The following is an 18,711-nucleotide window of genomic DNA, read 5'->3' as shown; positions in this document are numbered from 1 at the left end:
GTCGAAAGCCCGCTCTCACGGGCTTCTCCTTTCAACCTTCAACTTGAGCCCTCAGGCCGCGCTGAACGGCACGGCGACGAAGGTCTTGCTACCAGACGCGGCCTTCAGACCGCGGCAAATGGCACGGCGACAAAAGTCTTGATACCGTCGCGTTCGACGAGCAGCAGCACCGATTTGCGGCCGGCCTTGCCGGCGTCGGCAATCGCGGCCTTGACGTCGCGGCTGTTGTGAACCAGCTTATCGTTGACCGAGACGATGACATCGCCCGACTGGATGCCGGCGGCAGCGGCCGACTTGTCGGGATCGACGCTGGCGACCACCGCGCCGCTGACGGCGCGCGGCAGGTTGAGCTGCTGGCGCATGTCGACTGTCAGGTCGGCAAGTCCGATCCCGAGGCTCGGCTGGCCGCTGCTCTCGCCCTTGTTGTCCGAGCTTTCGGCCGCAGCCTGCTTCTGGCCGTCCTCATTGCCGCCGACAGTGACGTTGAGATCGATCGTCTTGCCGTCGCGCCAGATGCCAAGGGATTTTTTGGCGCCCGGCGAAAGGTCGGCCACCAGCCGCGACAGATCCTTCGGCGTCTTGACGGTCTCGCCGCCGACCGAGGTGACGATATCGCCCGGCTTAACGCCGGCCTGCGCCGCCGGCGTATCGGCGGTAACGGCGGCAACCAGCGCCCCGCCTGTCTTGTCGAGGCCGACGGCATCGGCGACGTCTTTCGTCACCGGCTGGATCTGCACGCCGAGATAGCCGTGATCGATCGAGCCGTTTTTCTGCAGCTTGGCGACGATCGCCTTGGCTTCATCCGAGGGGATGGCGAAGCCGACGCCGACGCTGCCGCCGTTCGGCGAATAGATCGCAGTGTTGATGCCGACGACATTGCCGCTGCGGTCGACGAGCGGTCCGCCGGAATTGCCATGGTTGATCGGCGCATCGATCTGGATGAAATCGTCATAGGGCCCGCTGTGCAGGTCGCGGCCGCGCGCCGAGACGATGCCTGCCGTCACCGTCGTGCCGATGCCGAAGGGGTTGCCGATCGCCAGGATCTGGTCGCCGAGCTTCAACTGGTCGGAATCGCCCCAGGCAATCGTCTGCAGGGGCCTGGGCGCCTCGATCTTCAAGACGGCGACATCGGATTTCGGGTCGGTGCCGATCAGCTTGGCCGGCAGTTCCGTGCCGTCGTCCAGCGTCACCTTGATGTCGATGGCATTGTCGATGACATGGTTGTTGGTGACGATCACGCCGTCCGGGCTGATGATGAAGCCGGAGCCGAGCGCCATCGCCTGCTGGGAAGGCCGGTTTTTCGGTGCCTGGTGCGGCAGCGGGATGCCTTGATCCTCGAAGAACTGGCGGAACTGCTCGTCCATCGGCGAGTCCTGTTGGTCGGCGCTGACGTCGGTCGCCTTCATTGTCGTGGTGATGGTGACGACGGCAGGTTTGTCGGCATCGACGATGGACGCGAAGGAGCCGCTCGCGGCCAAGACGCCGCCGCTATCGGCTGGCGCGGCAATGGCGTTCGAGCCGTTGATGGTGAAGGGCAGACAGGCCGCGCCGGCGATGATGGCCGCCCCGACCAGCGCTGCAGCGCGGTGTTTGCTTAAGATGTGTGACATGGTGATGGTCCCTTGCGAGAGTGTTGGCTTTGGATGGCGTCGTGGTTCCACGTCTTGGGACCTGGCGTCGGATGGCGTTTGGCGCCAATGCCTCCGATCGCAGCGCAGTCGTTGGGGTGGCGACCGGGACAATCGAAGAATTCGCGCTCGGGATTCATATGATCGCGGCCGGCGGATTTACAAATTAAATATTGATCATGTTTATATTGCCGATTTGTAAGACATTACTGGAATTTAATCTTTGTGCCGACGGTTTTTGAACCGGGTGCCACACGCTGGGTCTTCCGGCCGAGGTTTGGCTTCGCAGCGCGTTCTCCCCAGCGATTTTCATTCGAAAATAAATGGACTTATTCCCGAATCCGTTGATCCGATCGCCGCATGCGCCCGTAATTTTGCCGACAGATGATCATGCTGCTGTTTCTGGAAATTGTCTGCCCGAAACTTGTTGCGAATATAAAATGTTAGTAGACTCTAAATTATTTCTTCTGCAGAAAGTATAGACTGCGAATCGGCGGGTTTCGCGGCAGCATATGAGGGGCGATGGGCAAGGCAGTGGAGCGGGGGCGCAACGGCAAGCGCGGCGCGCATGTGACGTTGAGCGATGTGGCGAAGAAGGTGGGCGTCAGCCCGATCACCATCTCGCGCGCGCTTCGTAATCCTGAGATCGTCTCGGAGGATCTGCGCGAGGTGATCCTGCGCACGGTCGACGAGATGGGTTATATCCCCAATCTTGCCGCCCGGGCGCTGGCCGGCCGCCACAACGGCAGCGTCGGCGTCATCACGCCCGCCTTGCATCAATACGGCTTCACCGGCCTGATGACCGGTATGGAGGATCGCTTCCGCGGCACCGAGTTCACCGTGCAATATTCCAATACGCTGAACCATGGCGAGGGGGAGGCCGGCCTGCTGAAATCTTTCCTGACGCAGAAGCCGGCCGGCGTCATCATCGCCGGCGCCGAATCCTATCGTGATCTTCTGCCGCTGATCGAGCGTGCTGCCTGTCCCATCGCCCATATCGCCGATCTCAGCCAGGAGCCGCAAACCCTGGTCGTCGGCCTCGATCACTATGCGGCCGGCGCCGAACCCACCCGTTTCCTGCTGTCGAAGGGCTATAACAGGATCGCTTTCATGGGCCGCGGCGCGGATGTCCGCTCGCGCCGCCGCATCGAAGGCTATGAGGCTGCGATGCGGGAAGCCGGGCGTTTCGACCCCGATCTCATTATCGGCGGCGATGCGCCAAGTCGCACCGGCCTCGGCAGGCAGCTGTTTTCCAGCCTGTTGCAGCGCGTGCCGGATATCGATGCGGTCTTTGCCCAGAGCGACGAACTGGCGCTTGGCGTTCTCATCGAATGCGCCGTGCGCGGCATCCGCGTGCCGGAGGATGTCGGCATCTGCGGCTTCAACGATCTGGAATTTTCGGCCTTCACCGAGCCGTCGCTGACGACGGTGCACATACCGCGCTACGATATCGGCTACCGCGTCGCCGACATGCTGCTGCGCGCCGTCCGCGGCGAGCCAGCTGATGAAGACAAGGCTGACTTGGGCTTTACCATTATTCCGCGGGGTTCCACGCGGTAATCTGGTCAGACACACCGACAATAGACGTGGAGCCTAGCCTTGCGGAAGCTTGGACTGGGCATAGCCAAGATTATTCCGTATATGGGTGAAATGACAATCACTGTGCTGAAAAATGGATAAGGCGGGACTGTCTTTTGACAGAATGCGCACCTTTATTCGCGTCGCCGAGCGCAGCAACCTGTCGATGGTCGCAAAGGAACTGGGCGTCGGCCAATCCACCGTGACGCGGCACCTCAATGAACTTGAGGAGGCTGTCGGTGTGCCTCTTCTCAGCCGAACCACGCGTCGCGTCACCCTTACGGAAGAAGGTAGTCGCTACTATACCAACTGCCTTCAGATATTGCGCCTGGTCGAACAGGCTGCTGAAGAAGCCAGAGATGCCCGTCAAGCCCCTGCTGGCGCAGTTCGCCTTTCCTGTACCGCAGCACTTGGCGTAATGCATGTCACGCGAATGATCTTTGACTTTCAGGACAGGCACCCGGATATCCGCGTCGACCTCAACCTGACGGACGAGCGTATCGACCTGGTTCGCGAAGGCGTCGACGTGGCGCTCCGTCTTGGACCTCTCGCCGACAGCTCGATGAAGCTTCATGCGCTCGGAGAGAGCCAGCGGCTGCTGGTCGGCGCTCCGGCTTATTTTTCTGTCCGCGGACGGCCGCAGCGCCCGGCCGATCTGTCGCGCCACGAAACCGTTGTGATGTCCAACGTGGCAGGCAGCAATCAGCTCCTTCTTTCCTCTCCCGATGGCGCCAGCCTGATGGTCCCGGTCAGCGGCCGTTTGCGCGTCGATCACGGGCTTGCGGCGCGCGAAGCCCTTGCCGCCGGCCGCGGCATTGGTCCCACACATCTCTGGCTGGTTCACGATCTTCTGGAAGACGGCCGGCTAGAGGTCGTGCTTGGCGACTATCGGCCTTCGCCGGTTCCTGTAAGCTTGCTGATAGTTCCGGAGCGTGCAGCCATTGCCCGCGTTCGACTCCTCGTCGACTTTCTGGCCGCCGAGGTCGCTAAGCTGCCGGGAATCCGGCCATCGTAAGCCTCTTGTTTTCAGGCATCCCGTTCTCGCAAAACCGCTGCCGCACCTTTGCGAGACGCTTCAACCTCCGAAAGAGCGCTTGTCGCCGCGCCACCCCGACGTCCGCAGAAACTGCTCCCAGCCGAGCGTTCCGGGATTCAGGCGACGGCTCCATTCGAGATCGTGCTCCTTGCCGAAATAGCCATACTCGACAGCATATTCGACCATCCCGAGAATCTCTCGAACGAGAAGTTCGTTGGCGGCAAACTCCGGAAAATAGGCGAGCAGGCCGTCCCTGGTGAACGCATTTCGATACTCGGCCTTGAGGCCGGTCACGCGTTGAAAGGTTGCGACCATCTCGCGCGGAGAAATGATATCGCCGACGATCGGCAGCGTTTTGCCGTTGTAGCGCTCGGGGTTCGAGAAGATCTCGAGGACAACAGGCCCGGTCGCCGTCAGCGGATCGACAAAAGGTGCTGCGAAATCTTCCGGCAGATAGATCGGCAAGAGCAGGGTGTCGCCTTCCATGCGCGGCGCATAATATTCACTTAGATTCGTATAGAAGAATGCCAGCATAATGAAGGAATGAGAGATCGGCAGGCCGCGAATGTAATCTGCAACGCGCGCTTTATCGGTAAAATGCGGCGCATATTTCGTCCCACCGGTGATCTTGTCGATATTCTCGAGCGTGCTGAACACAATGTGCCCGACGCCGGCCTCGACGGCCGCATCCGCCAGCTGCCGGCCGAGCGGAGCCTCGCTTGTCTCCGGCGGGGCGATCGGCGGCGTCATCAGAAAGGCGCCATCCGCGCCCTTGAACGCAGCAACGAACTCATTCTGGCGGCCGAGTTCGAGAGGCACGGTGGCGATTTCAGCGCCGAGCTTCTCAAGACGTAGAGCTTCGGGCGAATCCTTTTTCCGAGTGAAGGCACGGACGCGGAAGCGCTGGCTCTCAAGAAGCGTTGCAACGACGCTGCGCCCCTGTTTGCTCGTTGCACCGGTAACCGCGATCAATGGCTTGTTGTCTGTAGACATAGCTTCATCCTTTCCCTGTCATTTGCCGCCGACCAGAGTGGCAGGCGTCTTTACAAGGCAGCGCAGTCGGTCCGTGCCGATAGCCACCTCGACTGTGTCTACCCTATCGAAACAGGCTCTATCGCTGTAGATGGCTGAAAAGCATAAGATAATGCCGTTTTATGGATAAGTGGCGCCCGGCCGGGCGCCGATACCAGTCGGTAGCGCATCACGGATCGGAAACACCGGCAGTCAGGGAAGGACGGGCGGCTCGATCTCTGCCATCCACATCACTTTTCGCAAAGCCTTCGGCCGCCGGAATATGGCTGATAGGTACAATCGGACGGTCGAAAGGAGCGGTAGCTGCGCGAGCAGGCGGTGATGTTACAGGACTGCGGCGCGCCTTGGCCCTCGACGGCTGCTTCTGTCGATCGCACTCCGTCCAACGTCGGTTCGGTCGTCGCCTCGCGCATGAAGTCCCGCCAAATATGCGCTGGCAGGGCGCCGCCGGTCACCCCCTTCATCGGCGCGTCATCGTCATTTCCAACCCAGACACCGACGACGAGGGCTTCCGTAAAGCCGACGAACCAGGCATCACGATTGTTCTGGCTCGTGCCGGTCTTACCGGCGGCAAACGTGCCGGGATCTGCTCCGCGTCCAGTACCGCGCTCGACCACCAACTGCAGAAGGCCGAGGAGATCGGACTGGTAGGGCGAAAGATCGACATTCGGCTTTGATTGTGAGCCAACGCGAAACGTCTTGGGCTGCCCTGCCGCTTGAAAGTCGATGATGCCCCAGGGTTTGACAGGGGCCCTGCCGAATTTGACGGACGCATAGGCGCTGGTGAGGTTAAGCAGATTTACTTCGGATGTGCCAAGCGCCAATGACGGCGTGTTGGCCAGCGGCGCATCGATGCCGAGTTCGCGCGCGGCTGCGATCACATTGTCTAGACCCACCTCTTGCGCAAGCGTCACTGACGCGGCATTGAGCGATCGCGCGAACGCCTCGGCAAGCGTTACCCAACCGCGATAGTTGCCACCGGAATTTTCTGGCGACCAGCCGTCAATGTCTATTGGCGCGTCCAGAACCTGGTCGGACAGAGTGAGCCCAGCCTTCAATGCTGCGTAATAGACGAACAGCTTGAAGGTGGAACCCGGCTGGCGCATCGCGGTGACGGCGCGGTTGAACTGGCTCGCCTTGTAGTCGCGCCCGCCAACCATCGCAACGACCGCGCCGTCGGGCGTCATCGCAACCAACGCCGCCTGCGATGCTGCGACCGTCTTTCCTTCACTGTCCAGGGCTCTTTTCACGACCCTTTCGGCGATCTGCTGCAATGTCGGCACCAGCGTGGTGCGCACCGTAGTCGAACCCGGCGAGGAGCCGGCGATTTCGCTCGCTTGCGGCGAAATCCAGTCGGCAAACCAGCTTCCGGAACGCGGCGTTGGTGTCGTTGGGTGCAGGCTGGCAAAGCTCGTCTTGGCTTCCGCCGTCTGCGGCGCGGTGATCTTGCGATTGGCCGCCATCGCGTCGAGGACGACCATGGTGCGCTGCCGGGCGCCTTCGAAATTGTCGATGGGATTCCATTGGCTCGGCGCCCGCAGCAATCCCGCCAGCATCGCCGACTCAGGCAGGTTGAGGGCGCCGACATCCTTGTTGAAATAGATGCGCGCGGCGGCAGGCATGCCGGTAGCCCCCGCGCCAAGATAGACGCTATTCAGATAGCGCGTCAGGATTTCCGCCTTGCCGAGCTTCCACTCCAGCCAGAATGCGATCACGACCTCCTGAATCTTTCGTTTTATTGTTCGGTCGCTGTCGAGGTATTGCAGTTTGATCAGTTGCTGGGTGATAGTGCTGCCACCCTCCACCACCGAGCCGGCCTCCAAGTTCCGCAAAAGCGCCCTCGCGATGCCCCTGGGATCGATGCCGAAATGACCCATGAACCGGCGATCTTCAATCGAAAGGACGGCATCGATCAGATGGGGTGGAAACTGGTCATATCGAGCATATGGCCCTTGATAAGGTCCCTGTCTTACCAGCGGCGCGCCGTCGGCGGTTTCCAGCACCACGACCGGCTTTAACGTTCCATCCCGGATTTCGCTCCAGGGCACGTCTTTCAGTGCCCACACCAGAATGCTTCCGACGAGGAGGCAGACAACAAGGAAGGACCCGAGAGCGAATTTCCACCAGCCCGTAATGAGCGATGCGCTCCAACGGCTTTCACGCTTTGAACGCCGATCGCGAATACCGCGCCCGGCTTTGACCAAAGCAGTCGCCATCCAGTTGTGCGGAGCTGGCGGGATTCCAAGCGGCGCCGACCTCCTTGGCTTCGTCCTCCAAGACAATGCGGCCGTCTTGATCTTTGCTAAAGCAGAACTTGCCTGCAAATCTTGACGTATCGCACGTAATAGAGTCCTGACGGCCCGTCTGGTTTGGTCGAAGGATCCGTGGGGCGGCTGCGGGTCTTCGCCTTGGGTGGTTCCCGGCGAATCCAAGGCGGCCGCTTGCGCTGCCGAATCTGGGGTCTGATCGCGACCCGAGCTCGAGCTGCTAACGCTTTCACCTGAGGATTCGGGAGAATTGGGCATCGATTACCGCTAAAAAGCCAACGCACAATGACCTATATAGCCGGGGATGCGGACTGTTCCACCGCAAAAGGCCCCAACGGACTGCTGCGATGACAATGACGGCAACTATGCACCAGACATCGAGAGGGCAACCGCCACGTTGAAGCCGCTCTCAGCCAGCCAGGAGGTCAAGACTTGGCGAGGGGATCAGAGCTGGGCTTCGAGAGAAGTAACGGGGTTTCTCCTGCCTCCCAGGACCATTTCAGATAGCCCCAATCGGCCGAAAGCCCAGGTGGAGAGCTTGTCGCAACGTCCCAGGACCTGATCGATTTCATTACTGCAATTTGCGCCATCGCCGTTCGGCAGGAATCCGCCGGCCGCAGTCACCGGATTCGGCCTCGCATAAGAGGCCAGTGTTGCTGGCCCCTTATCTCTTATCAAATATCACTTGCAGCGCTCGACCAGAGGTCGGCCGCTTCGGCGGCCGTCATGCGCCGCACTTCGGCCTCGTGGCTGCGGCTGGCGAAGAGTTCGCTGGCCATGATCTGTTCGGCAAGATCGGCCGGAAGCGAGAGGATGACGCGGCCTTCGCCATTGTGCAGTCCGCCGAGTTCGGTACGCTTGCCCGTCACCATGCCGCCGGCAACCGTATTGTTGGTCTCCGGGTCGATTAGGATGAAGGAGCCGGACAGCCGGTTCTGCTCATAGGGGTCGAAGATCGCCGCTTCCTCGAAGACAAGCCGGACTTTGCCGATGGCGTTCATGTAGAGCCGCTGGGCGGCAGTCCAGGTGCCGGTCTTCAGCTCGAGTTGACTGAGCGGCTGCACCTGAACGCGCTGGCGGCGCGAACCGCTCTTCAGCCAGTAGCGTTTTCCGGGCTCGATGCCCTCAGGCTGCAGCGCGACGATCTGCGCGTCGAAGGCAAGGCCGACCTGCGGCTGGGCGTCGATCGAGACGATCATGTCGCCGCGCGCCACATCGACCTGGCGGTCGAGCACCAGCGTGATCGCGTCGCCGGCAACGGCAGCGTTGCGAACGAGATCGAAGGTGACGATCTTCGAGACATTGGCGACCATGCCCGACGGCAGGATCATGACGCTGTCGCCTGGCTTGACCGAGCCGCCGGCAACCGTGCCCTGATAGCCGCGGAAGCTTTCGCCCGGGCGCGACACGCGCTGCACCGAGAGCCGGAAGCCGACCGTCTGCGACGAGCGTACGGTCGCAAGCTCCAGCGTCTCCACCAGCGTCGGGCCGCTGTACCACGGCATGGCTGCCTGGGCGGAATAGACGACGTTTTCGCCCTTCAGCGCCGACATCGGAATGGCGGTGATCTGCTTGACGCCGAGCGACAGGGCAAATTCCCGGAATTCATGGGTGATCTTGTCGAAGCCGGCGCGGTCGTAGCCCGTCAGGTCGATCTTGTTGACGGCAAGCACGAACTGCTTGATCCCGAGCAGCGAGGCGATCGTCGCATGACGGCGGGTCTGCTCGAGAATGCCGAAACGGGCGTCGACCAGCAAGATGGCGAGGTCGGCCGTCGATGCGCCGGTCGCCATGTTACGGGTATACTGCTCGTGGCCGGGCGTGTCGGCGACGATGAAGGAGCGCTTGTCGGTCGAGAAATAGCGATAGGCGACATCGATGGTGATGCCCTGTTCGCGCTCGGCCTGCAGGCCGTCGAGCAGCAGCGCGAAGTCGGGCAGGCCGAGATCGTTCTGCTTGCCGGTGGAATCGCGCTGCAGCGTGGCGGCCTGGTCTTCCTTGACCGCCTTGGTGTCCCAGAGCAGGCGGCCGATCAAGGTCGACTTGCCGTCATCGACGCTACCGCAGGTAATCAGTCGCAGCGGGCGCGTGTCGCGCTGGGCCTTCTGCGGCTCGGCGGCGGGCAGGCTGACGACGGTGGCGGCCGAGACGGCGGTTTGGGCTGCGGTCATCTCAGAAATATCCTTCACGCTTCTTCTTTTCCATGGAGCCGGACTGGTCGCGGTCGATGGCGCGGCCCTGGCGTTCGGACACCGTTGCGATTTCGAGTTCGGCAATCACCTCTTCGAGGGTGGTCGCCTGTGAGCGGATGGCGCCGGTCAGCGGGAAGTCGCCGAGGGTGCGGAAGCGGATCATGCCTTCCTGGCGGACTTCGCCGGGCAGCAATTCCAAGCGCGGATCCTCGGCCAGGATCATCATGCCGTCGCGCTCCACGAACGGCCGCTTCTTGGCGTAATAGAGCGGCACCAGCGGAATGTCTTCGGCCTGGATGTAGCGCCAGATGTCGACCTCCGTCCAGTTCGACAGCGGGAAGGCGCGCACGCTCTCGCCCTTGCGGATCATGCCGTTATAGACGTTCCACAGTTCCGGCCGCTGGTTGCGCGGATCCCAGCGATGGTCCGGGGTGCGGAAGGAATAGATCCGCTCCTTGGCGCGGCTGGCTTCCTCGTCGCGCCGCGCGCCGCCGAAAGCGGCATCGAACTGGCCGGCATCGAGCGCCTGGCGCAGGCCTTCGGTCTTCATGATGTCGGTGAAGGCCGCCGAACCGTGGGTAAACGGCGTGATGTTTTCGGCCGCGCCGCGCGGATTGATGTGTTCGATCAGATCGAGTTCGTACTTCTTGGCGGTCGCGTCGCGGAAGGCGATCATCTCCCGGAATTTCCAGCCGGTGTTCACATGCAACAGCGGGAAGGGCACGCGGCCGGGATAGAAGGCCTTGCGCGCCAAGTGCAGCAGCACCGAGGAATCCTTGCCGATCGAATAGAGCATGACCGGACGCTCGAATTCGGCGGCGACCTCGCGGAAGATGTGGATGGATTCGTTTTCCAGCGCCTTGAGATGCGGGTCGAGTGGCGCCTTGGCGCTCTGGGGATTGCTGAGTTCCGTATCCGGACGGCTATCGGGCATGTTTTACTCCAGACTGTCGATCCTTTGCGGTTTGCCGCAAAGCAGTTCCTGATGCTGGCTTTCCCAAGGCTGCGGCGGTGGCCGCGCCCGGGTTCGGTAAGCCGTGAATTTGATTATTGTGCGGCGATCACCGCGGCCTCTTCGGCGACATGCAGGCCGCATTCGCGCGTCTCGTCCTGCTCCCACCACCAGCGGCCGGCGCGTTCCGGCTCGCCGGGCTTGATTGCCCGCGTGCAGGGCTCGCAGCCGATCGAGGGATAGCCACGCTGATGCAGCGGATTGACCGGCACGCCGTTGTCGGCCACGAAGGCCTTGATTGCCTCCAGGTCCCAATCGGCGAGCGGATTGACTTTCAAGAGGTGGCGTTCGGCGTCGTATTCGGCAAACGGCGTTTCGGCGCGATTGGCCGATTGGCCACGGCGCAGGCCGGTGATCCAGATCGCAGCGCCTTCCAGCGCACGCGCCAGCGGCTTCAGCTTGCGCATGCCACAGCAGGCATGCCGGGCTTCGACACTCTCGTAGAAACCGTTGAGGCCGTATTGCGCCGCATAGGCGTCGATGTCGGCCTGTTCAGGCTCGAAGCGGCGGATCTGAATGTCGTACTGGCTTTCCGTCTCTTCGATCAGCGACAGCGTCTCGGCAAACAGCCGGCCGGTCTGCAGCGTCGCAACATCGATCGGCAGGCGGTGCGTGCCGATCTCGGCGGCGATCACCTGGTCCTCGATGCCGAGCGAGGTGGTGAACACCACGCGGCCGCCAAGGCCGGAGACCAGCGACAGACGTCCAGCGAGGTCAAGACCCGCCAGTGCGTCGTTCAGCGCCTCGGCTCTAGCAATCGGCCCTTCTTCCGCAATCGTATTGTTAACAGTCATGGGAATCCTGTCCTTTGTTGACGGGAGTATCGCAGCTCAGGCTTGGGTCGGACAGAAAAAGGGATTTCGAAAGCTGCGGCCGGAGGAGCAAATATCTCTCCGAAGCTGCCGCGATGCAGAAAAGCAGCCGCCCGCGGACGAAATCCGCGCTGGCAGCCTGAATGTCTATAAGATTTGTAGACTTACACGCGGCCTGTCAATCCGAAATCTGAAGTGATGCCGAAAAAGATGCGGAAGACGCGGTTTAGGCGTAAATTGCGCCGGCTCGGCCGAGGGTGAAAACAAGGCCGAAAACGCTTGATCCTCAAGGCTTTCTCCGGTGCGTTCAAATTCCGTTCATGCTGGCTATGCCATAGAGGCGAAAGTACTTCCGTAGCGGTGCGAAGATTCGTGCCGCCTGTGTGTGTCGATGGTCTGAGATGATTACGCAAAAGGCGAAATATGCGCTGCGGGCGCTGACGGTTCTGGCGGATGCCGATGCTGACGAACCGGTGATGATTTCCGATATCGCCGCGCAGCAGAAGATCCCGAAAAAGTTTCTCGAACAGATCCTGCTCGACCTGAAACATCACGGCATCGTCGTCAGCCGCCGCGGCAAGCAGGGCGGTTATCTCCTCTTGAAACCCGCCCACACCATCACCTTCGGCGAGATCCTGCGCATCGTCGACGGCCCGCTCGCGCCGCTTCCGTGCCTGTCGATCACCGCCTATCGAAAGTGCGACGATTGCGACGGCGAGCAGAACTGCCAGATCCGCCACGTCTTCGCCAAGGTGGCTGACGCCACCCGCAAGGTGCTGTTTTCGACGACCATCGCCGATGCCGCCCAGCCGGCCCGCACCGCGGAAGTCACCCGGCTGCTCGCCTGAGCGACGATCGGCCGGTTTGCCCAGTGCTGTTGCGCGTCATTCACAACGGCAGGGTGTTGCGACCATCGCGGATGCCGTGGGTCGAAGTCACGCCTCTCGTGGACCGATCTCAGCTTTCCGCCAGTTCCCTGGCGCGCCGGGCCCTGATCGCTGCGGCAATGAAGACGCGCGACAGGCCGTGATAGAGCGGCTCTCGCGACAGCAGGCGCGAGGTGACGTAGCCGATCATCGATACCGCCATGATCGGGATGACGGCCTGGTGATCGCCAGTCATTTCCAGAATGATGACGAAGGCCGTCATCGGCGCCTGCACCACGCCGGAGAAATATCCGGCCATGCCGAGGATCGCCGCAAGCGCGATGCCGCTGCCCATCAACTGGCCGACCGTGCTGCCGAAACCGGCGCCGATGGCGAGTGAGGGCGCGAAGATGCCGCCCGGAATTCCCGAAATCATCGACAGGAAGCCGGCAGCAAGCTTTTCGAGGAAGAACAGCAGGGGCAGGGGATTGCCTTCGACCGCGCCCTTCGCCTGGTCGTAGCCGGTTCCGAAGGTCGTACCATCAGACAGGATACCGATGACGGCGACGGCGAGGCCGCAGGCCGTTGCCAGCATGACCATCCGCCGCAGCGGCTGCGAATGCGTGAAGCGGCGGACATGCTGGCCGATATGGAGCGCAAGCCCGCTGAAGGCCGCACCGAGCGCGCCGCCGCCGATGCCGCAGACGAACACCAGTTCCCAGTCGCGCAGCGATGCCGGCGCCACCGCGGTAGAGCCGAAATAATTGTAGCTGCCGGCAAGCCCGAGGGCGGCAAGGCCGGACAGGATGACGGCGGTCAGAACCAGGCCGTTGGCGCGCGATTCATAGGTCCGGCTCATCTCTTCGATCGCAAAGACGATGCCGGCGAGCGGCGTGTTGAAGGCGGCGGCGATGCCGGCCGCCGAACCGGCAAGGATCAGTCCGCGGGCCTGCGCCATGCCGCCGAAGCGGGCAACCGCCAGCATGATCGATGCGCCGACCTGCACGGTCGGCCCTTCGCGGCCGATCGATGCGCCGCTGAGCAGCCCGAGCACCGTCAGCACGATCTTGCCGAAGACCAGCCGCAGCGACAGCAGGCGGGTGCGGTCTTCCGGATCGCGCAGGTGCCGGGCGGCAATCGCCTGCGGAATGCCGCTGCCCTGCGCATTCGGGAAAAACGTTGCGGCAAGAGTGGCCGACAGCATGAAGCCGAGCGGCGTAATGACGAGCGGCAGCAAAAAGCTCCATTCGCCGGAGGTGGTCACGCCGGCAAAAGCGCGCTGGGCGAGATCCGCCAGCCTGGCAAAGCCGACGCTGATGACGCCGATCGCAAAGGCGCCGAACCAGAAGATCAGCCGCGGGCGCCAGAGCGCGAGGGAACCCCATAGAACACGGGATCGACGAAGAAGTCTGGACTTGCGATACAACACGGGCATGCCGGAGCGGATGTTGAACAGAGCCTCTTCCTAAACCGGTTTGCAGGGAAAGAACCATCTCTTTCTTCGAAATTCGCCGCCGACGAACTTCGCCGACAGGCAACGATAGCTCTCTCCAACCATCACCGATCGCTCACCGCCGCCCTTGGATTGACCCACGGTTCCTGGTTCGAGCGCGCCAGCGGCTGTTTGCCGAGGATATGGTCGGCGGCCTTTTCGCCAGTCATGATCGACGGTCCGTTGAGGTTGCCGTAGGTGACGTGCGGGAAGATCGAGCTGTCGGCGACGCGCAAGGCCTCGACGCCGATCACCCGGGTCTGCGGATCGACCACTGCCATCGGATCGTCCTTGGCGCCCATCTTGCAGGTGCCGCAGGGGTGATAGGCGCTTTCCAGATGCTCGCGCAGAAAGGCGTCGATCTCTTCGTCGCTCTGCACGCCTTCTCCGGGCTGGATCTCCGCCCCGCGATAGTGGTCGAAGGCTGCTTGCCCGAAGAGCTCGCGGGTGAGGCGCACGCAGTGGCGGAATTTCTCCCAGTCCTCGGCATGGCTCATATAGTTGAAGCGCAGCACCGGGTCGGCTTTGGGATCGGCGGAGCGCAGCGTCACGCTGCCGCGCGATTTCGACAGATTGTAGCCGACATGCACCTGGAAGCCGTGGCTTTTGGCCGCCGCCTTGCCGTCATAGCTGATCGCCACCGGCAGGAAATGGTACTGGATGTCGGGTTGCTTCAGCCCGGGCGCGGAGCGCAGGAAGGCACAGGCTTCGAACTGGTTCGAGGCGCCGAGCCCGCCCTTGGAAAGCAGCCATTGCGCGCCGGCCACGCCTTGCCAGAACCAGGGCAGCCAGGAATAGAGCGACACCGGCTTGGTGCTCACCTGCTGGAAGTAGAATTCCATATGGTCCTGCAGGTTGGCGCCGACGCCCGGCCGGTCGGCCTTCACCTCGATGCCCATTTCTTGGAGATGGCCGCCCGGACCGATGCCCGACAGCATTAGCAGCTTCGGCGAATTGAACGAAGAGGCCGAGACGATCACCTCGCGGCTTGCCTTGACGACCTCTATTTTGCCGTTGCGCTCGATCTCGACGCCGGTCGCCCGGCCGTCCTCGATGACGATCCGGCGCGCCAGGCCGTAGATGATCCCGACATTTTTCCGCTTCAGCGCCGGTTTCAGATAAGCGTTGGCGGCTGACCATCGGCGGCCGGAAAAGATGGTCTGCTCCATCAATCCGAAGCCTTCCTGCTTGCTGCCGTTATAATCCTCAGTCGTCTCGAAGCCCGCCTGTGTGCCGGACTCGATAAAGGCGTGGAACAGCGGATTGGTGAAGCCGCCGCGCTGGACGTGCAGCGGCCCGTTTGTGCCGCGCCAGCCTTCCTCGCCGCCATGCGAATGCTCCATCCGCTTGAAATAGGGGAGAACATCGGCATAGGCCCAACCGCCGGCGCCGAGTTCCTCCCAGCGGTTGAAATCCTCAGCATGGCCGCGCACATAGACCATGCCGTTGATCGAGGAGGAGCCGCCGATCACCTTGCCGCGCGGCGCGGTGATGCGCCGGTTGTTGAGATTGGGCTCCGGTTCGGAAAGATAGCCCCAATTGTAGCGCTTCATGCTCATCGGCCAGGCAAGCGCTGCCGGCATCTGGATGAACGGCCCGAAATCGCTGCCACCGGCCTCAATGACGAGGACGCTATTCTTGCCGTCTTCAGAGAGGCGATAGGCGAGCGCCGAGCCGGCGGAGCCGGAGCCGATGATGACGAAATCTGCTTGCATGGTTTTTTCTCTCGCGTTTTGCTTCAGCCGTCGCGTCGCGTCGCCCCCTCATCCGGCTGCCGCCACCTTCTCCCCAAAGGGGAGAAGAGACGTGCCGCGGCCTCTCGGTTCCCCCTTCTACCCTTGGGGAGAAGGTGCCCGGCGGGCGGATGAGGGGGCTGCCTGCGCTGCGATCAATAAGGCGCCGCCACCGGCCCCATGCCGACATAAACCGTCTTCAGCTCGGAATAATGCTCCAGCGCGGCCAGCGAATTCTCCCGGCCGAAGCCGGATTGTTTCGAGCCGCCGAAGGGGATTTCCACCGGGCAGAGATTGTAGGTGTTGATCCAGAGCGTGCCCGCCTCGAGCCGGTCGACGACGCGATGGGCGCGGGTGAGGTCGGCAGTGAAGACGCCGCCGGAGAGCCCGAATTCGCTGGCATTGGCGCGTGCGATCACCTCGTCCTCGTCGTCGAAATCGAGCACCGACATGACGGGCCCGAAGATCTCCTCGCGGGCAATGCTCATCTCGTCGGTGACATCGGCAAACACGGTCGGCTGCACGTAATAGCCTTCGCCGGAGACGTTGTTCGGAATGCCGCCGCCGGCAATCAGGCTCGCACCCTCGGCCTTGCCCTTCTCGATGTAGGAAATCACCTTCTCGCGTTGCGCCCAGGAGACCATCGGCCCGACCTGCGTCGCCTCGTCCATCGGATCGCCGATCAGCATTGCCTCGGTGCGCGCCTTCAGCCGCTTCAGGAATTCGGCCTTGATCGCCTTCTGCACGAAGACGCGGGTGCCGTTCGAGCAGACCTGGCCGGTGGAATAAAAATTGCCGAGCATCGCCCCGCCCACCGCCGAATCGAGATCGGCGTCGTTGAAAACGATCAGCGGCGACTTGCCGCCGAGCTCCATCGTCACGTGCTTGAGATTGCCGGCCGCCGCCGCCGCCACCCGGCGCCCGGTCGGCACCGAGCCGGTCAGCGACACCTTCGCGACATCGGGGTGGTTGACGAGCAGCGGCCCGGTGTCGCGGTCGCCCTGGATGACGTTGAAGAGCCCCTTCGGCAGCCCCGCCTCATGCAGGATTTCGGCGATCTTCAAGGCGCCGAGCGGGGTGTTTTCCGAGGGTTTGAACACCATGGCATTGCCGCAGATCAGCGCCGGCGCCGCTTTCCAGCAGGCGATCTGCTGCGGATAGTTCCAGGCGCCGATGCCGACGCATACGCCGAGCGCCACGCGCTTGGTATAGGCAAAATCCTGGCCGAGCGGGATATGCGAACCGTTGAGGCCGGCCGGCGCAACGCCGCCGAAGAATTCGAAGGCATCGGCGCCTGAGGTCGGGTCGGCGACGATCGTCTCCTGGATGGGCTTGCCGGTATCGAGCGTTTCGAGTTCGGACAGCGCCCGGTTTCTCTCGCGCATGATGTCGGCCGCCCGTTTGAGGATGCGCCCGCGCGCCATCGGGCTCATCGCCGCCCATTCCGGCTGGGCGCGCTTGGCGGCCGCAATCGCCTTCTCGACGATCGCAGGCGTTGCCGCGTGCAGCCGGGCGATCACCTCGCCGGTGGCCGGATAGAGGCTCTCGATGACGGTGCCGTCGGTATCCTCGACATATTCGCCGTCGATGAAGTGCGAGGCTTTCGGCTGGGCTTTCATGTCATTTGTCCTTGGGTGGTGCGATGTGGCTTTTCCTTCTCCCCTGGGGGAGAAGGTGGCCCGCAGGGCCGGATGAGGGGGCGGCAGTCTCGGCCTTTCGGCCGTTCGCTCCTGCGTCGCTCACCCCCTCATCTGTCCCTCGGACATCTTCTCCCCGCTGGGGAGAAGGGGAAACGACGGCCAGAAGCGCATTCAGATAATCCTCGGTCAGCGCGATCGAGGCTTCGATGCCGATCGGCGCCGATTTCAGACTTTGCCTGATATAGAGCCCGTCGATCATCGCCGCAGCGCCCTCGGCGATGCGTTCTGCGGCGTCGGCGGGCAGCAGCGCCTTGAGATCGACGAGCAGGTTGGAGCGCAGCCGTCGGGCATAGATCACCAGGAAACGCCGCGTCTCCTCGGAGCGCTGCGCCTCGGCGTAAAAGGCAAGCCAGGCGGCGATCGTGTCCGGCGCAAACTGGTCGGCGTGGAAGCTGACCCGGATGACCGCCGAAAGCCTGGCGCGCGGCGTCCGGGCTGCACGGAGCGCCGACACCGTATCGCTGCGCAATTGTCTGAGAAGCGAGCGGATCGTCTCGATCAGCAATTGTTCCTTGCTGCCGAAATAATGATGCGCCAGGGCAGGGGAGACGCCGGCCTGGCGGGCGATGTCGGACATGGTGACGGCAAGCGAGCCGTGATCGCCGATCACCCGCAACGCCGCATCGACAAGCGCTTTCCGGCGCACCGGTTCCATTCCAACTTTAGGCAACCGCCAACTCCCCTATTGTCGGTAAGGATATTTTTGATTGACTGATCAATCAACAAAAATATTTGCTGAATTGATTTCGCGCACATCTTTTAGGGAAGAACTGGGGCAACATATTAGGAGTTGATCAGGAGGTGTTCTATGACCAGCGTCTTCAACGAAATGCCCGCATCCTCGCTGCGCTCGAAATGGGCATGGTTTCTCGGCCTCGGCGTACTGCTTCTTATCTGCGGCCTCATCGCTCTCAGCAACCTGTTGATGGCGACCGTCGCCTCGGTCTTTTATGTCGGCATGCTGATGCTGGCAGGCGGCGTCATCTACCTCGTCCACGCTTTTCAGTTGCGCCGTTGGGATCAAGTGCTCTTCTGGGCCCTAAGCGGCGTCCTTTATGTGCTTGCCGGCATCTGCGCCTTCATCAATCCTATCTTTACCTCGGCGGCCTTGACCCTGTTTCTGTCCATTGCCCTGCTGGTGGCCGGCATCTTCCGTCTCTGGGTTGGAATGCGGATGCGACCGCTGAAGGGCTGGCGCTGGATCGTTGCAAGCGGCGTCATAACGGCGCTGGCCGGCTTTGTCATCGCCCTGGGCTGGCCGGTGAACAGCCTCTGGATCCTCGGCCTGTTCCTGGCCGCCGATCTCATCATCCAGGGCTCGACGATGATCGCCTTCGGCCTCGGCATCCGTAGTTAAAGCCTT

Annotated in this window: 13 protein-coding genes and 1 pseudogene; 4 read left to right on the top strand and 10 right to left on the bottom strand. The window is 62.3% G+C overall.

From position 1 onward, the window contains the following. Positions 1–104: 104 nt before the first annotated feature. The gene (locus HJB82_RS09150; protein ID WP_207583398.1) at positions 105–1,610 is read right to left on the bottom strand and encodes a DegQ family serine endoprotease; all 1,506 of its coding nucleotides are present in this window, start codon (positions 1,608–1,610) and stop codon (positions 105–107) included. Between the two features lie 540 nt (positions 1,611–2,150). Between HJB82_RS09150 and HJB82_RS09145 the strand changes: the two genes are divergently transcribed. Together HJB82_RS09145 and HJB82_RS09140 are read left to right on the top strand one after the other, a co-directional pair. Beyond that, complete coding sequence (locus tag HJB82_RS09145; protein ID WP_207583399.1) at positions 2,151–3,188, top strand: LacI family DNA-binding transcriptional regulator; 1,038 nt, start codon at positions 2,151–2,153, stop codon at positions 3,186–3,188. A 112-nt stretch (positions 3,189–3,300) separates the two neighbouring features. Beyond that, positions 3,301–4,221 (top strand): LysR family transcriptional regulator, encoded by a 921-nt coding sequence (locus tag HJB82_RS09140; protein ID WP_221117029.1) that lies wholly within the window; start codon positions 3,301–3,303, stop codon positions 4,219–4,221. Positions 4,222–4,281: 60 nt separating this feature from the next. Here HJB82_RS09140 and HJB82_RS09135 read toward each other — a convergent pair whose 3' ends face one another. The 5 genes from HJB82_RS09135 to HJB82_RS09115 all read right to left on the bottom strand — a co-directional run bounded on the left by HJB82_RS09135 (position 4,282) and on the right by HJB82_RS09115 (position 11,539). Then, positions 4,282–5,235 carry an NmrA/HSCARG family protein gene (locus HJB82_RS09135; protein ID WP_221139850.1) on the bottom strand — a complete coding sequence of 318 codons (954 nt, stop codon included), beginning with the start codon at positions 5,233–5,235 and terminating at the stop codon, positions 4,282–4,284. 269 nt (positions 5,236–5,504) lie between these two features. Then, positions 5,505–7,799, bottom strand: a complete 2,295-nt coding sequence (locus HJB82_RS09130; protein WP_221139849.1) for a PBP1A family penicillin-binding protein — start codon at positions 7,797–7,799, stop codon at positions 5,505–5,507. Positions 7,800–8,215: 416 nt separating this feature from the next. After that, positions 8,216–9,712, bottom strand: coding sequence for a sulfate adenylyltransferase subunit CysN (cysN, locus tag HJB82_RS09125; RefSeq protein ID WP_207583403.1), 1,497 nt, complete (start codon positions 9,710–9,712; stop codon positions 8,216–8,218). A 1-nt stretch (position 9,713) separates the two neighbouring features. Further along, positions 9,714–10,667 carry a sulfate adenylyltransferase subunit CysD gene (cysD, locus tag HJB82_RS09120; protein WP_207583404.1) on the bottom strand — a complete coding sequence of 318 codons (954 nt, stop codon included), beginning with the start codon at positions 10,665–10,667 and terminating at the stop codon, positions 9,714–9,716. Between the two features lie 113 nt (positions 10,668–10,780). Continuing rightward, positions 10,781–11,539, bottom strand: a complete 759-nt coding sequence (locus tag HJB82_RS09115) for a phosphoadenylyl-sulfate reductase (RefSeq protein WP_207583405.1) — start codon at positions 11,537–11,539, stop codon at positions 10,781–10,783. A gap of 419 nt (positions 11,540–11,958) precedes the next feature. Between HJB82_RS09115 and HJB82_RS09110 the strand changes: the two genes are divergently transcribed. After that, positions 11,959–12,405: an Rrf2 family transcriptional regulator gene (locus tag HJB82_RS09110; RefSeq protein ID WP_007626992.1), complete on the top strand. Its 447-nt coding sequence runs from the start codon at positions 11,959–11,961 to the stop codon at positions 12,403–12,405. A 109-nt stretch (positions 12,406–12,514) separates the two neighbouring features. On the opposite strand, the gene HJB82_RS09105 is transcribed toward HJB82_RS09110, so the two are convergent. From HJB82_RS09105 to betI, 4 genes and pseudogenes are all read right to left on the bottom strand, one after another. Then, a complete protein-coding gene (locus HJB82_RS09105) occupies positions 12,515–13,858 on the bottom strand; it encodes a chloride channel protein (protein ID WP_207583406.1) in 1,344 nt (447 codons plus the stop codon). A gap of 122 nt (positions 13,859–13,980) precedes the next feature. Further along, positions 13,981–15,630, bottom strand: coding sequence for a choline dehydrogenase (gene betA / locus HJB82_RS09100; protein ID WP_221132164.1), 1,650 nt, complete (start codon positions 15,628–15,630; stop codon positions 13,981–13,983). A gap of 173 nt (positions 15,631–15,803) precedes the next feature. Then, a complete protein-coding gene (gene betB / locus HJB82_RS09095; protein WP_207583408.1) occupies positions 15,804–17,267 on the bottom strand; it encodes a betaine-aldehyde dehydrogenase in 1,464 nt (487 codons plus the stop codon). Positions 17,268–17,424: 157 nt separating this feature from the next. Beyond that, positions 17,425–18,018, bottom strand: a pseudogene (gene betI, locus HJB82_RS09090) (transcriptional regulator BetI); the annotation flags it as partial. A 138-nt stretch (positions 18,019–18,156) separates the two neighbouring features. Between betI and HJB82_RS09085 the strand changes: the two are divergent. Then, complete coding sequence (locus HJB82_RS09085) at positions 18,157–18,705, top strand: HdeD family acid-resistance protein (RefSeq protein WP_207583410.1); 549 nt, start codon at positions 18,157–18,159, stop codon at positions 18,703–18,705. Positions 18,706–18,711 lie beyond the last annotated feature (6 nt).

The organism is Rhizobium sp. NZLR10 (assembly GCF_019685125.1).
In the GTDB taxonomy this organism is placed as follows: Bacteria; Pseudomonadota; Alphaproteobacteria; order Rhizobiales; family Rhizobiaceae; genus Rhizobium.
Note: the sequence above shows the minus strand (reverse complement) of the source record. Positions and strands in the feature narration are given on the sequence as shown.